The 14,570-nt window shown below is 58.6% G+C and carries 15 protein-coding genes; 10 read left to right on the top strand and 5 right to left on the bottom strand.

The window, feature by feature from the left end:
• The first annotated feature begins 22 nt into the window (after positions 1–22).
• From HMPREF2807_RS06255 to HMPREF2807_RS06280, 6 genes are all read left to right on the top strand, one after another.
• Positions 23–304: a hypothetical protein gene (locus HMPREF2807_RS06255; RefSeq protein WP_070511253.1), complete on the top strand. Its 282-nt coding sequence runs from the start codon at positions 23–25 to the stop codon at positions 302–304.
• Positions 305–309: 5 nt separating this feature from the next.
• Positions 310–816 (top strand): hypothetical protein, encoded by a 507-nt coding sequence (locus HMPREF2807_RS06260; RefSeq protein ID WP_070511255.1) that lies wholly within the window; start codon positions 310–312, stop codon positions 814–816.
• Between the two features lie 2 nt (positions 817–818).
• On the top strand, positions 819–1,718 hold the full coding sequence (locus HMPREF2807_RS06265) for a major capsid protein (protein ID WP_070511257.1): 900 nt from the start codon (positions 819–821) through the stop codon (positions 1,716–1,718).
• Between the two features lie 26 nt (positions 1,719–1,744).
• The gene (locus HMPREF2807_RS06270; protein ID WP_070511259.1) at positions 1,745–2,125 is read left to right on the top strand and encodes a capsid cement protein; all 381 of its coding nucleotides are present in this window, start codon (positions 1,745–1,747) and stop codon (positions 2,123–2,125) included.
• A 16-nt stretch (positions 2,126–2,141) separates the two neighbouring features.
• Positions 2,142–2,627 (top strand): phage protease, encoded by a 486-nt coding sequence (locus HMPREF2807_RS06275; RefSeq protein ID WP_070511261.1) that lies wholly within the window; start codon positions 2,142–2,144, stop codon positions 2,625–2,627.
• A 525-nt stretch (positions 2,628–3,152) separates the two neighbouring features.
• Entirely contained in the window at positions 3,153–3,668 is a 516-nt protein-coding gene (locus HMPREF2807_RS06280; protein WP_034969882.1) for a ClbS/DfsB family four-helix bundle protein, read from the top strand.
• Here HMPREF2807_RS06280 and HMPREF2807_RS06285 read toward each other — a convergent pair.
• The 4 genes from HMPREF2807_RS06285 to HMPREF2807_RS13500 form a co-directional block, all read right to left on the bottom strand.
• The gene (locus tag HMPREF2807_RS06285; RefSeq protein ID WP_198531383.1) at positions 3,637–4,788 is read right to left on the bottom strand and encodes a recombinase family protein; all 1,152 of its coding nucleotides are present in this window, start codon (positions 4,786–4,788) and stop codon (positions 3,637–3,639) included. The genes HMPREF2807_RS06280 and HMPREF2807_RS06285 overlap by 32 nt on opposite strands.
• Before the next feature lie 38 nt (positions 4,789–4,826).
• The gene (locus tag HMPREF2807_RS06290) at positions 4,827–5,384 is read right to left on the bottom strand and encodes a DUF4442 domain-containing protein (protein ID WP_232751635.1); all 558 of its coding nucleotides are present in this window, start codon (positions 5,382–5,384) and stop codon (positions 4,827–4,829) included.
• A gap of 165 nt (positions 5,385–5,549) precedes the next feature.
• On the bottom strand, positions 5,550–6,788 hold the full coding sequence (locus HMPREF2807_RS06295; protein WP_070511267.1) for an MFS transporter: 1,239 nt from the start codon (positions 6,786–6,788) through the stop codon (positions 5,550–5,552).
• Positions 6,789–7,184, bottom strand: a complete 396-nt coding sequence (locus tag HMPREF2807_RS13500; RefSeq protein WP_070537291.1) for a hypothetical protein — start codon at positions 7,182–7,184, stop codon at positions 6,789–6,791.
• Between the two features lie 231 nt (positions 7,185–7,415).
• On the opposite strand from HMPREF2807_RS13500, the gene HMPREF2807_RS06305 reads away from it, so the two are divergent.
• From HMPREF2807_RS06305 to nagE, 4 genes are all read left to right on the top strand, one after another.
• The gene (locus HMPREF2807_RS06305; RefSeq protein ID WP_070511271.1) at positions 7,416–8,294 is read left to right on the top strand and encodes a poly(ethylene terephthalate) hydrolase family protein; all 879 of its coding nucleotides are present in this window, start codon (positions 7,416–7,418) and stop codon (positions 8,292–8,294) included.
• Between the two features lie 176 nt (positions 8,295–8,470).
• Positions 8,471–9,628, top strand: a complete 1,158-nt coding sequence (locus tag HMPREF2807_RS06310; RefSeq protein ID WP_070511273.1) for an N-acetylglucosamine-6-phosphate deacetylase — start codon at positions 8,471–8,473, stop codon at positions 9,626–9,628.
• 19 nt (positions 9,629–9,647) lie between these two features.
• The gene (gene nagB, locus HMPREF2807_RS06315) at positions 9,648–10,427 is read left to right on the top strand and encodes a glucosamine-6-phosphate deaminase (RefSeq protein ID WP_049157623.1); all 780 of its coding nucleotides are present in this window, start codon (positions 9,648–9,650) and stop codon (positions 10,425–10,427) included.
• A 42-nt stretch (positions 10,428–10,469) separates the two neighbouring features.
• A complete protein-coding gene (gene nagE / locus HMPREF2807_RS06320; protein WP_070511275.1) occupies positions 10,470–12,602 on the top strand; it encodes an N-acetylglucosamine-specific PTS transporter subunit IIBC in 2,133 nt (710 codons plus the stop codon).
• 178 nt (positions 12,603–12,780) lie between these two features.
• Here the strand turns inward: nagE and HMPREF2807_RS06325 are convergent, their stop codons facing one another.
• Entirely contained in the window at positions 12,781–14,454 is a 1,674-nt protein-coding gene (locus HMPREF2807_RS06325; RefSeq protein ID WP_049157619.1) for an acyl-CoA synthetase, read from the bottom strand.
• Positions 14,455–14,570: the final 116 nt, after the last annotated feature.

The following is a 14,570-nucleotide window of genomic DNA, read 5'->3' on the forward strand; positions in this document are numbered from 1 at the left end:
CGTCCCCTTGGAAGGAACACGCATGACTGAACATGAGCCTCGTAGGGTCAAGTTTGTGAAGGGTAATCCGCCTTTGGCGTGCTTGCTCACCTCAAAAGAAATTCTAGAGAGCTTGCCGACCGATCATCGGTTTAGCGACGAGGGGGCCTCCCTCGCATTCACCCACATGCACCCCGAACAGTTCGCGGTACCTGTTCCCGTTTACGAGGAACTGCCCAACCTCGCGGCATGGGTGTATGGCTACATGGCCGGCGCCTCAAAGGGTTTCCCTGAAGGTAACCCGGCCGACGTGCTCGGAGAGTAGCGGACGTGAGCGCACAGAAAGTTTCGCTAAGCACTTGGGTCAACCAGCCCCAGGACGCCAACGTCGCGCAGCAGGAAACACAGAAGTTTTCTCGTTTCGATGGGGTTGAGCTAGCAAAGGTCGGCACATGGGCCGCGCTGACCGGCACGTTGAAACTTTCAGCCGCCGACCTTGCTGCAGCCGTCGCCGCCGCGCCGCGCCTGCCGCGCATTCCCATCAAGATTGGGCACACAGATTCGCGGTTCGATGGAGAGCCAGCACTTGGCTGGGTTGAGAACCTACGCACAACCAACCGGGGAACTGTCCTCGTTGGTGACATCGTCGACGTGCCCGTGTGGCTGGCCTCGTCACTGCCTACCGCGTATCCGCGCCGCAGTATCGAAGCAATCCAGAACTATGAACGTGACGGAGCCACATACAGGTTTGTGCTCACCGCGCTCAGCTTGCTGGGGGTCACAGCCCCTGCAATCAACGACCTGAACCAACTTCAGCAACTACTTGAAAGGAAATAGAAATGCCCTTCTATCCAGGCAGCGCCGACTATCGTGATGGTCTTATCACCATCAAGGACGCGCTTACTAACCCCACATCAATCGAGCAGCGTATTGCGGAAATCGCAGACAAGAACCTTCTCGTAGACTCCTTGTTCACCTCCGGTGGGGAGGTCACGGGAGGCGCGGTGATCTACAGCTCGATTACCGAAAAGCACCTCTACACCAGTGATATTGCCGACCGTCAGCCCGGCGACGAATACAAGGTTGTCTACGCCGAGCGCCCCGAAGCACGCCTTGCGAAAGTTCAGGACTTCGGTGGCAAGTTCGCAGTGTCAGACGAAGCGCGCAAGCGTAACCTCACCGTCGACTTCGATAACGACGTGACCATGCTGACGAACACCATCGTGCGCAAGATTAACGCGAACGCTATCGGCACGCTGGACGCAGCAATCGAAACGGGCGAAGTAAAGACCCTCGCCGTCACCGCCCCATGGGATACTGTCGCCCTCGACGGTAACCCCGCTAACATCTCTCCTTCGTCCGAACGGCCAACCGCTGACTTCGCCCACGCGCAGCAGATGGCCGACGAGCTGGAAATGGGGATCCAGTACACCAAGCTGTTGGTTAGCCCCTCCGTCCACGCCACCTTGAAGGTCATCTACGCCGAACGCCTCCAGGACGTCATGGACGCCTTCGGGCTGGAGATTCTCTCCAGCGTGCACATGCCAGCCGGTAAGGCCTACCTCGTCGACCCCGGCAAGGTTGGCTTCGTCCGATATGAGGAGCCCCTCACCGTGAACACCTGGCGAGATGAAGCCCACCGCCAAACCTGGGTACAGGGCTACGCCATGCCGGTCATGGGCGTGACAAACCCGAACGCCGTGTGTGTCATCAACGGCACCACCAGCACCAGCTCGTAGGAATAAACGACAAGGAAGGATATCCCATGTTCAGCAATCCCATGCACGACATCTACAACCCCGGTACTGACATCACAGCAGTTGCAACCGAAGCAATCAGCGGAAAGACCATCGTGAAGGTCGCCGGCCCTATGGTTTCGGGACTCATCCAGGTAGCGCCCGCTGCAGCAGGTGAGGCCGCGATTGGTGTCGCCAAGTACGACGCGGACAAAGGCGACAAGGTTGGTATCGCCCGAGGTGCTGGCCGCGTGGTGACCATCACCGCCGGTGCTGCAGTCACGGCAGGCCAAGAAGTTGAAATCGATGCTAAATCCACTGTTTCGCCAAAGTCTGACGGCCAAGCAATCGGTGTTGCCGTAGACGCTGCAAAGGCTGGCGAAGACGCAAAGATTAGCCTCTACCGATAACGTAAGGAGTCACGAAATGAAGCGGGTAATTTTGTCTGAACGAGACCCGATTGAAGAGGCCATTCCTCCGCTGACGAAGGATCAGTTCTTCACTCTCGTTGATGCTCTCGACCTGGAGGACAACGCCACAATCGACGATGTCATCGCTAAGGTGCTTGAGCTCGTTGAAGCTACGGACTCTAAGGTCACTCAAGACGATGAAGCTCCGGTAGCCGCTTCCGACCTGCAGGCGCTACGTCAGCGCGTTGCGGAGGGCGATAAGGCTATCAAGAAGCTGGAGTACCTCGACGCTGAGAAGCTCGTTGACGACGCTATCCAGCGTGGCAAGGTGCTAGCCGCGAAGCGTGAAGAGTTCATCCAGGCCGCGATTGCAGACCGTAAGTCTGTTGAGTTCATGTTCTCCCACATTCCAGACGAGGCTGCAGTCCCCTTGAACGAGAAGGGCCGTGGTGGCTCTGACGAAGCGCGCGGCGTGTTTGAGGGCAAGGGCTGGGTTCGATAGGCCCAGAGAGCTGTTAGCGGGGCCACCGCCAGATTCTTGAGCGGGTTGCCCCTCTGACTCCCCCTCCTGGCCGCGAGTCAGCGGTCTCTCTCCCCTGAGCTTTTTAGGGTTGGTGGTGGCGGCTTGTGGTTCGGTTGCTCGTGTTAGTGGCCGGTGGTGGCGTGGTGTTTCGTGGCTACGAAATGGCTACACTTCCACGAAATTGGACGAGATTTAGGGGTAGTCGGGAAGATTGAAATACCTGGTAAAGTAGGGTTTCTGACTGTCTTGTTTCCCCATATTCTTTCTCGTAATGAGAAGGTCGCGAGTTCGATTCTCGCAGGCGGCTCCACTTAGACGTCGGATTTGATAAGTACCCTTTTGCGTTAGCGAGTATCGCTTAGGGGGGGTGTGAAAAATCGCTTGCGTTAGCGGGTTTGGGTTTTGCGTTAGCGGGTATCTTGTTTGCCCTAGTAAAATGCGTATTCAGGGTTTAACGCGCTAACGAAGCGTTAAACCTAAGGCCGTTTCACGAGGAGGTGTGTGGTGAGATCGTATGCGTCCGGCGATGAACTAGCCGCAGAGATTACTAAGCGTGGCGAACTTTTTATCGGCGAGTTCGTAGGCGTTCCTGGCGATGGTTGGGACCGGCTGGTTGACGGTGTTGACCGCACGCCCCGGCAGATGATCGCCTACCAGCTTGGCTGGATGGAATTACTGCTCGGCTGGGAACGTGACGAACAAGCCGGTCTTGACGTGGTGACTCCGGCACCTGGTTTTAAGTGGAATCAACTGGGCGGATTGTATGAATCGTTCTACCAACGCTGGGAGCAGGTATCTACTGAGGATTTGATCGACAGGTTCAAGATCCTGCTTGGTGAGATAGTCAAAATGGTGGGCGGTCTAACCGAATCAGAATTGTTTAGTTCGGGTCAGCGTGCGTGGGCTTCTTCCACCCCGTCGGCGTGGCCGGTGTGGAAATGGGTGCATATCAACACCGTCGCGCCATTTACGACGTTTCGCACCAAAATCAGGAAGTGGAAGAAACTGGCAGCCTGCTAGCAATAGGCACGGTGATTTCAGTGCCGATTCTGAAGACGAACTGGATCTCGTTGGCTCCGATAACGGCATGGTCGATAAGCGCTGTCCACTGGGATGGTTGAAAATGCTGGATGGGCTTGTCGGCCAACTGGGTGTAGGCGGTTTTGATCGCAGTGGCCTTGGCACTCTTGGCAGCAATCTCGGCCTCGATGGCTTGTTTGCGGCCCAGGGTTTTCTGGTATCGCGCTTCTAGCTGGGTGTAGCGGGCGAGGTATTGGTCCTGGTCTTGCGCTACCCGCTGATTTTCTGCAACCAATGATTCAATCTCGCTGGCAAGAGCGCGGATTTTCTCGTCTAGGCGCTTGGACTCCGCTTCGAGCTGGTCTGTATTAAACATGGCGTCGATGACCTGTGGTAGGTGGCTTTGTCCGCGATATTGTTCAGCCAGCTGGTTTAGCGCGGCGAGGAACGCGGTCTGGATTTGCTCATCACGCAAGGTAGCGGTCTGGCAGGGACGGGGATGGTCGTATTTTTGGTTGCACCGCCAGATCGTGTGCTTGTATTTAGTGTTGGATGCCCAGGTTTTGCGTCCGTACCAGGATCCGCAATCTGCGCATTTGAGTCGGCTGGCAAATAGGCCGATTTTGGAGCTGTTGGTTGCGTGGCGGGTGGCCAACTCGTATTGAACCTGATCCCAGACGGGCGCATCAATAATCGGCTCGTGGTTTCCGGTGACGTAGTATTGCGGGACTTCGCCCTCGTTTACTTCGATTCGTTTGGTTAGGAAGTCAGCGGTGAACGTTTTCTGGAGCAGGGCGTCGCCTTTATATTTCTCATTGGTCAAGATGGAGCGCACGGTTGAGGTGGACCAGTTGGTTTTACCTCGCGGAGTCAAAATACCGCGACGCTGTAGCTCGGCACGGATTTCGGTGATCGATGAGCCGTCTAGAAACAGCTGGTAGATCAAGCGCACGGTCGGGGCTTGAGTCTCATCAATAGCGAGGTTACCGTCAGCGCCTTTCTTATATCCCAGTAGCGAGGAGTAGGGCACCATGACTTTCCCATCAGCGAAGCGTCTGCGATGTCCCCAGGTGACGTTCTCAGATATGGAGCGAGATTCTTCCTGGGCAAGACTACTCATGATGGTGATGAGTAGTTCGCCTTTAGAATCAAGGGTGCTCAAAATGGCTTCAAAGCACTAGATAAACACAGCACAAGAATTTCGGGAAGCACCCTCAGTAGTCCAAGCGTCACTAGCCAGCGTCTGTGGCCAAGTGCAGCTTGTTTCTGCTTGCGCCGGTAATAGACTTGGCGGCGCACATGAGCGACGACATCGCCTTCCTCATCGATGATGTCCACGTCGAACCAATGCAAATACTTCTCACCGTTGGCCGTCTTTTCTTCGATGAGCGCGTAAGTCTCCTCGGGGATACGCATATCGGCGGTGACCGTGCCGCGGCCGGGTTTCAGGTACTTAATCTCACCAGCGGCATCCCAGATGCGGTACTCCTTGCCCAGTCGATGCATGGACGCAAGCATGAAGAACGGGTCCGTCATGGCGGAGAGCGTGCCACCGAAGGCAACACCCATGGCGTTCTTGGTCAGCATGTTTGGCCTGTGGCTGACAACGACGCGAGTGCCGTCATCAGCAAATTCTTGGATCTTGATGCCAGCGCCCAAGAAGGGCGGCCAGAATCCCATGAAGCGCTTGAGCTGGCGTGCAGAAAAGCGGGCCATGAGGAAAGCTCCGTATGAGTTGTGGGGGACAGGTGGGCTAAATGGCGCCAACTCTACCGTTACGGGATAGGGGATAGTTTCGGTCCGTAGCGTGCCGTTTGCCATGGTGACATTTGGCTATATCTCCAGATAACTGGCGAAGTAGATTTACTACAAAATTAATTGCTATTTGCCGTCGTTGCCTTGGTTACCGGAGTCACCGTACATGGTGGTCTTCAGTGTTGGGCCCGTAGTGAGGATAGAGGTGCCAAACCCTGATACGACAAGGGCCGCAGCTGGGCCAATGGCACTTACAACAGGTGCCCCGATGATGTATCCAATAAGCATTGCGGAGCTGTTAATTGAACCCATCGTAGAAAGGGCTTTGGGTTTCACTTCATCAGGTACGGATCCGACAACGACTATTCGTAGTGCGGCTACCTGAGCGGCATTGCAGACTCCGCCCAGGAGGAAGCATGGGATGCAGAGCCATAATGAGGGGAATAGTCCAGGTAAAGCTATGAAACACCCCATAGCGAATCCTGCCCCGGTCAGGACCTTCTCGGCGTTCTGTGAGTGAAGGCGAGCTGAAAGCCGTGCTCCAAAAATGCGGCCCACGATAAATGCTTGGGCAATGATGGCATATAACGTACCGCTGACGTGGAGGGTCTGTGTCGCATAGAAGACAAGCGAAACGTTGAAAATCGAGGTGCAGATAATTGCTCCCCAAATGCTGGTTAACGCGGACCGAGCGCTTCTATTCTTCAACAAAAGGGAAGGTGCTTCGAGGACCTTCTGGAGAAAACTCGGTGAAGAGTCTTTGGTTTCAGGATGCCGCAATGATTTCTGGGGCGAGGATTTATAAAGGAAATAAAAAGCAAGCAGCGAGACCCCAACGGCGCAGGCTTCAACGAAGAGCGCTGTCTGCAGGTTTCTTTGGTCCAGTAGTAATCCACCTAGAGGCGGTCCAAGGAATCCGCCGCCAAGTCGGGCTGTATCTAAGAGGGAGAAGGCTTTCGCCTGCTGACCTTCGCCGACCTGAGAATCAGCGATGGTGAAAATGGATGGAATTGACAGGCCGCTTAAGCATGCGGTGACGAGGTTTCCAAGAATGAGGATCGAAGGCTCTGGATAGGCCGCCATTGATAACAAGCCCAGAAGATCCAAGAAAAGCGCAGCAAGCGCAATGTGATAGCTGTTGAATGTGTTGAAGAGCGGAGTCAGAAAGGGGACTGCAAAAACTTGAGCGCAAGTACCCGAGATGAAGATGCTTGCCACCAACAGTTCGCCTTTGTTGAGTTCGGCGAAGTGGAGTGAAATCGAGAGGCTGGTCATTGACCCGCACACTGACAATAAAAAATATGTGGTGGTCAGGGTGTAGATAGATAAAAACCCTTTGCCACCACTATTTCTTGGAGGATGCATTTAGGCTGACTTTATCCAATGCTCAATTGAAATATCGTCTTGGTGCACTCCCATTGAGCTGAACATATTCGAATGTCGAGCGTCCTGAAATACGCTTTTCTTTTCTTTGAAAAATCCCATGTCGTACCAAGCGACTCCGAAGTGGACAACCGCGCTTCCATCTTCGAGGACTTCCTTGATGACGAACTGCCAATCGTATGGTCCTGGGACTTTTGGACCTCTTTCTGCCAGGCGGGCGTCGGACACCTCGAGCTGATAAAGGCACTTGTCCAAGGATTCTGTGTCAGAGAGTCGGATTGAAACTTTGCTTTCAGCAACCGCTTCTCGGCCTTGAACTCTGGATGGAGTCGAACCTCCTACTGTTACTATTTCTGGAAGTGTTTCAAATATGAACATGATTACTCCTGGGTGTGATGGTTATGACATTAGATAGAATAGTGATGTGCACAACACATTACAAGGGAGTGGGGAAAGAAGCGATCTTTCTGAAGATTTGTGGCGTCACTTTTTTACACCTCTAGACCTGTATGCCCCCGCTTCAAATGGAGGCAGGTCATGCTCTGTGTACAGGAAAAAGTAGCGCTAGCGCTAGTGTCTTTCGCTCTTGTGAACTTCAAAATGTAGAGCATGAAAAAGTTTGTGATTGGCATAATTGCTGTAGTAGCCGTGATTGTCGTGGCGTTTGTCGGGTTTGTGGGATTCATGCAGTGGGTAGACGCAGATAGCGTGACAGGTGATGACGGCGTGGCTGCCGGCTATAGCGCTGAAACGGGTGGCCCGCTGGAAGCATCGTTTGCGGGCGAGGGGCCGCACGAGGTCGATGTGCGGCGTGACGGTGACGTGACCGTTGTGGCACCGACGGGCGCGGGACCATTTCCGGCGGTGGTCATGGCTAATGGCACGAACACGCCATTGAGCAGCTACCTACCCGTGGCGGAGCATCTGGCTAGTTGGGGCTTCGTGGTTGTCGGCGATGAGACTCCCCAAACCGGAACCGGGGAGAATGTCGTGCACTTAATTGAGCGCTTGCCGGAACTGGAATCCCGTGTGGACCGATCGCGGGTCGGTATTTTCGGACACTCACAAGGCGGTGCGGGCGCTATCAACGCAGCGTCCCACACGGAGGTAGCAGCTGTGTATGCGGCGAGCCCGGCCTCCCACAAAGTGGCAAAGTCCAATGACTGGGACTACACCACCGCGGGCGTCGAGGCACCGCTATTCCTGATGACGAGCGATGGCCGTGCAGACCGCTGGCTTGTCAGCCCGTGGTCAGACTTGCAGGAGAGCTTTGAATCAGCTGGTGGTCCGGCAATCATTGCCCGCCGCCTGGGCGCGGACCACAAGGACGTTTTAGAGTTCGGGGACGGTTATGCCACCGCGTGGTTCCGCTACATTCTTGCTGATGATCCTGATGCGCGAGACGTGTTCGTTGGCACCTCACCAGCGGGCGCCGGTGAGCTAGCGAGCAACGCGCTTTGGGACCGAGTGGCCACCCGCGGCTGGTAGTTCGCGGGGTCTTTCGCCATCCCATGCGGTGTACCGAACACGCAAAAAGCTACCTGTGCTCACACGCCTCTTTGCAGGAGGCGTGGTTCACAAAAATCGGCAGCCCTGATAAATTTCAAATGAAGTGTCAACCGGGCGGTGCCACGCCAGCCTGTACAAACAGAATCGAATGAGTTATGCAGACAAAGGCGAAAGGCCACGTCGAGGGCCTCTACATTGATGAGAACTTCGAGCTGCGCGCCGGAGCCGTCACGTTCGGGGAGAACATTGAGGGCATAAAGCTTGGCGACGTCCCCGCAGCCGAGGCCGCCTGGCACGCCGGGGACCCGGATGCGCTGCTCTGGGTGCCCGGTTTCGTGGACCTGCACAACCACGGCGGCAACGGCGGGGGATTTCCCAACGGCGACTACGAGCAGTGCCTAGCCGCCGCCCGCTTCCACCGCGCGCACGGCACCACGACGTTGCTGGCCAGCTTGGTCTCCGGCACACAAGAAGAGCTGTGTGCCCGGGCCGAGCTTTTGGCCCAGCTGGCTGAAGAAGGCGAGATCACCGGCATCCACATGGAGGGCCCCTTCATCGCGGTGGCCAAATGCGGCGCACAGGACCCTTCGCGCATCGTGCCCGGTGACCCGGACTTCTTCCGAGCAGTCATCGCCGCGGCCCGCGGCCACCTGCGTTCGATTACCTTCGCGCCGGAGACGGAGAACGTCGACAAGCTGCTCGAAGTCTGCGCGGAGCATGGCATCATCGCCAGCCTGGGCCACACCGAGGCCGATTACGACACCACGCTGAGCGTTATCGCCAAGGCTAAGGAGCTCGGCGTCACCGTGACCGGCACGCACCTCTTCAACGCCATGCCACCTATCCACCACCGCGCGCCGGGCCCGGTCGCGGCTTTGCTTACCGCGGCGAAGGCGGGGGACGTGGCCGTCGAGCTCATCGCAGACGGCGTGCATCTTGTCGACGGCACCGTAGACATGGCCCACAGCCACCGAGCCTTCGCCATCACTGATGCCATGGCGGCCGCTGGAATGGCCGACGGTGACTATGAATTGGGCTCCCTTCCCGTCACGGTGAGCGGGGGAGTAGCGCGTGTGCCCAGCGGCGCCATCGCGGGTGGTACCTCCACCTTGGCCCAGCAATTCGTCAGTTTCGCCGCGCGCCATGGTCTGGGCGAGGCGGTGCGTTTTACCTCCACCACGGCCGCCGACGTGTTGGGGGAAACGAATCTAGGCCGAATCGCGGTTGGCGCTCGTGCCAATCTGGTGGGTCTCAATGCCCAGTTGGAACCAGTGCGCGTCATCGTCGACGGCGCGGACATCCCACTCTCTTAAACACACAGGAAGGCATCTCATGGAAATCCTCATCCGCTCCACGCCGGCCGAAGTGGCCGTGGAAGCCGCGAACATTTTCGCGCACTACGCCAACGCTGGGTCCACCCTGGGCCTCGCCACGGGATCGACCCCGGTGGCGATGTACAAGGAACTCATCGCCCGCTATGAGCGCGGCGAGGTCAGCTTCGCCGACAGCCGCGCATTCCTGCTCGATGAATACATCGGGCTGGAGCGCACCCACGAGCAGTCTTATTACTCCACCATTCGCCGCGAATTCACCAGCCACGTGGATTTCAACGACGACCTGGTGAAAAGCCCCGCTGGTGACGCGGACGACCCGGCAGCCGCCGCGGCCACCTATGACAAGGCCATCCGTGATGCTGGCGGCGTGGATATCCAACTGCTGGGCATCGGCGCCAACGGACACGTCGGCTTTAACGAGCCTTCCAGCTCCCTGACGTCGCGCACCCACGTCACTACTCTGCACCCGCAGACCGTGAACGATAACTCCCGATTCTTTGACACCGTGGACGAGGTGCCGCGCTTTGCCGTAACCCAAGGACTGGGAACGATCAGCGAGGCGCGTCGTCTGCTCTTGCTGGCTACCGGAAGCAACAAGGCCAATGCCGTGCGCGACATGGTGGAAGGCCCACTGTCTGCACACTGCCCGGCCTCAATCCTGCAGTTGCACCAGCACGCCACGGTGATTGTGGATGAATCCGCTGCTTCCCAGTTAGAGGACCGCGAGTACTACATTTTCGCCGACCAACATCGTCCTCACCGCCCACTCTTTTCCTAAAAACTCCATCTAATTCCTTACTAGTGTGAAAGGACTCCTCGCATGAAAGTCGATGTCATGGGGCCGCTGCAGCGGCTCGGAAAAGCCCTCATGGGCGCCGTGGCGGTGCTGCCCGTCGCGGCGATCCTCTGCGGTGTTGGTTACTGGATCTCCAGCGCCGCCGGCCCGGATAACCTCGCCGCGCAGCTGCTCATCAGCTCCGGTGATGCGGTGCTGGCTAACCTGGGCTGGATCTTCGCCATCGCGATTTCCTTCGGTCTGGCCAAGGATTCCAACGGCGCCGCAGCACTATCTGGTTTCCTGGCCTTCGCCACGTTTATGAAACTGCTCGGCCCGGAGGCCGTGGCCGGCTACCGCGGCATCGAAGACCCCACCGCGTTGACCGGCGATGAGGCGCTGGAATGGGCCGCGGAAGGCTGGAATGCTGTGGGCGGCGGCAACGTCCTCTTCGGCATCCTCGCCGGCATCATGGCGGCCTGGGTATATAACCGTTTCCACGGCACTAAGCTGCCGGACTTCCTCGCCTTCTTCTCTGGCCGCCGATTGGTGCCGATCCTTACCGCGATCTTCGCCATGGTTGTCTCCGGGATCCTCTACTTTGTGTGGCCGTTCATCTACAACGCGCTGTTCAACTTCGGTACCTCCATCCAGGGCCTGGGCGCGGCGGGTGCCGGCATCTACGGCGTGGCCAACCGCCTGCTCATCCCGACTGGCCTGCACCACGCACTGAACTCCGTCTTCTGGTTCGACGTCATCGGTATCAACGACATCGGTAACTTCCAGGCCGGCCAGGCCACCATCGACGCCGCCGCGGCCGCGACCTCTGCCGCTGATTGCCCGGGTATTTGGGCCAACGGCCAGTGCACGGTCGAGGGCGTCGTGGGCCGCTACCAGGCGGGCTTCTTCCCGGTCATGATGTTCGGTCTGCCGGGTGCGGCACTCGCCATGTACCTGCGCGCGGATAAGAGCAAGCGCAAGGTCGTCGGCTCCCTCATGGCCGCCGGCGCTTTGGCTTCCTTCTTCACCGGAGTGACCGAGCCGCTGGAGTTCTCCTTCATGTTCGTCGCCCCGCTGCTCTACGTGGTGCACGCGCTACTGATGGGCCTGTCCGTCTTCATCGCCTCCGCCATGGAGTGGACCGCCGGCTTCGGTTTCTCCGCCGGTTTCGTGGATATGCTGCTCTCCTCCCAGAACCCGCTGGCCAACAAGTGGTACATGCTGCTGGTCATGGGCGTGGGCTTCTTCTTCCTCTACTTCGTCATCTTCTACTTCCTCATCGGCTGGCTGAACCTGAAGACGCCGGGCCGCGGCGAGGATGAGGCCGACGACGCGGCGGATTCCGTCAGCGGCGATGACAAGACCGCAGCCGATGCCGCGCGCATCATCGAAGGCCTCGGCGGCAAGGACAACATTGACTCCCTGGACTACTGCACCACGCGCCTGCGCGTGGGCGTCAAGGATCGCGCGCTTGTCGACGACTCCGTAATCAAGCGCGCCGCCGTCTCCGGCGTCATCCACCCCTCGGAGAAGAGCGTCCAGGTCATCGTGGGCCCGGCCGTGCAATTCATGTATGACGAGGTCAGTCACCAGCTGCGTCACGGTTCTCCGGCGCTGGCCACGGCGGGTGCTGCGAGCGCGGCTGGAGCTGCGGGTGTTGCAGCCAGTGTGCCGGCCAGCGCCGGCGTTAAGAGCGTCAACGGTGAGACGGACGTCGACGTACGCGCCCCGTTCGCGGGTGACGTCGTCGAGCTCTCCCAGGTCCCGGATGCGTCCTTTGCACAGGGCATGGTGGGCGAAGGCTTCGCCGTTATGCCTGAAACCGTCGATGCCTTCGACGTCTGCGCCCCGGTAGACGGCACCATCACCATGATCTTCAAGACACGCCACGCCTTCGGCATGAAGACCGCGGACGGGCTGGACCTGCTCATTCACATCGGCATCGACACCGTGGAGCTCAAGGGCGAAGGTTTCACGGCCCTGGCCAAGAAGGGCGATACCGTCACCGCCGGCACGCCGATCATCGCGGTGGAGGCGCAGAAGCTGCGCGAGCGCGGCGTCAACCTCATCACCCCGGTGGTGTGCCCGACGGCCAAGCAAGTCGCTGGTGTCGACATTGCCCGCGAGGGTCATGTCCAACCGGGCGAGGTTGCGGCCACCGTCAAGCGCAGCAACTAACCTGATTCGGCCCATCTCAAGGGATGGGCCGGCGGGGCCAAATCCCAGATATAAAAACTGCCCGAGTTGCCAAAAACAACGTTGCTCCCTGCGGTGAGGAGCGAAGGTTTTGGCAACTCGGGCAGTTGTGGCTCGGAGGGCCCTATTTCAGCCGGGAAATCTGGAGTGAAGACGCCGGCTAGTCGGTGTTGCTCAGCAGGCGCGGCACCACCTTGCCCGTGGCATTGCGCGGCAGCTTGTCTAGGAAGTGGACGTCGCGCGGCACGGAGTGGTCGGCGAGGTTCTCGCGGACCCAGGTGCGGATGGCGTCGGCAGTCACGGTGTTGCCCAAGGCATCGCGCGTGGTCACGGCCCACACGGCGATGCGCTGGAAGGTGGTTTCATCCTCCACGCCGCCGGCATGCACTTCCGCGATGCCCGGCATGGTTTCAAGCACCTCCGTCACCGACTGCGGGTGCACGTTCTCGCCGCCGACGATGATCATGTCATCGGCGCGGCCCACCACGTGCAGGTAGCCCTCGGGGTCGATATAGCCCAAGTCACCGATGGAGATGAGGCCATCAACCTTGTTGAGCGGAATCTTCGGGTTGGTATAGCCAATGAGCGCGGTGGAGTTGGTCAGATAGATTTCGCCGACCTCGCCGCGCGGGACTTCTTTGCCATCCTCATCGAGGATGCGCAGCTTCGTGCCAGAGGCAATCTTGCCGCCGATGGTTGGGTCCTTAGCCACCTCTTCCATGGTGGCCGTCGATGCCAGCGCCAGCTCCGTGGAACCATAGACGTTGCAGAGAATCGGGCCGAAGCGCTCGTGGGTTTCTTTGACGATCTCCGGGGTTAGCGCATGTCCTGCAGAAGCAATGAACTTCAGGCTGGAGGTGTCATAGGCCGAATCTGGGTCGGCCTGCACCATCTGGCGGAAGAAAACGGGGGAGGAGAGCAGGCCATCAAGTTGGTAGCGCTGGATGTCATCGAGCGCGGCCGCCGGGTCAAAGACGCGGCGGGTGACAATGGTGTTGCGCAGGCCCAGCGCGATGTTGAGGCAGGCCCAGCCCCACGTGTGGAAGATGGAGGCGGTCATTTGCACCTTTTGGTCCCCACGCCACGGCACCGCATCCACGATGGAGGCAACCACCACGGGCAGAGTGGGCTCTGGGCGCATAATGCCCTTGGGGATGCCGGTGGTTCCGGAGGACATGAGCACGATATGTCCGTGCTTGGGCCAGGTGGGAAGCTTCTGCTTCTCGACGTCCCGCGGGTTCACCACGATTTGGTGCAGCGTCGGGGCCTCGGCCAGCTCGGCCGGGATCTCCTCGCCGGAATCATGACCAATCACGACCTGCAGTCCAGCAACGGGGCTGGGGCTAGCGCTGTCTGCGGGGGCAAGGCGGTCAACGAATTCATCGTCGATAACGAGCACGTTGATGCGGTTTTCCTCAATGCATCCGGCGAGCTGCTCAGGGGAGGAGCCAACGTTGAGTAGGAAGATGTGCGCTCCGGCATAACCTTTGGCGGCCAGCGGGGTGATAATGCCGCGGCCGTTGCGGGCCATGACGCCGAGACGGATCTCGTCGAGGCCCAGAGAGAGCAACCAGCGCGCGAAGGTCTGGGATTGTTCACGCAGCTGGCGGTAGGTGAGGGCCCCGTCGTCGTCGATAAGCGCTAGGCGTTCTGGGCAGGTCAGGTATGCCTGCTCCACCTCGCGGGCGGTGGTGAAGCGGTAGCGGGCGAGAACCGGCGCGGTGGAGAGTACTGCCCGTGGGCCGCCAGCGGGGCTAATAAGGCCGGCGCGAAAGAGGGCGGGGACAAAACGCGCGAGAGCGGCGGCATGGAAGGTGAGATCAGAAAGCTTCATAGAGTTCTCATCGTAGGGAAGAGGTAGAAGGTTACGGGGGAGGCGGCTAACGCGCCTGTTTTTAAAACGACAAATTGTTACAGTTGTTGCTATTGTTACACAAGATTAACTGCTAG

The sequence above is a fragment of the Corynebacterium sp. HMSC074A09 genome (genome assembly GCF_001811545.1).
Taxonomy (GTDB): Bacteria; Actinomycetota; Actinomycetes; order Mycobacteriales; family Mycobacteriaceae; genus Corynebacterium; species Corynebacterium hiratae.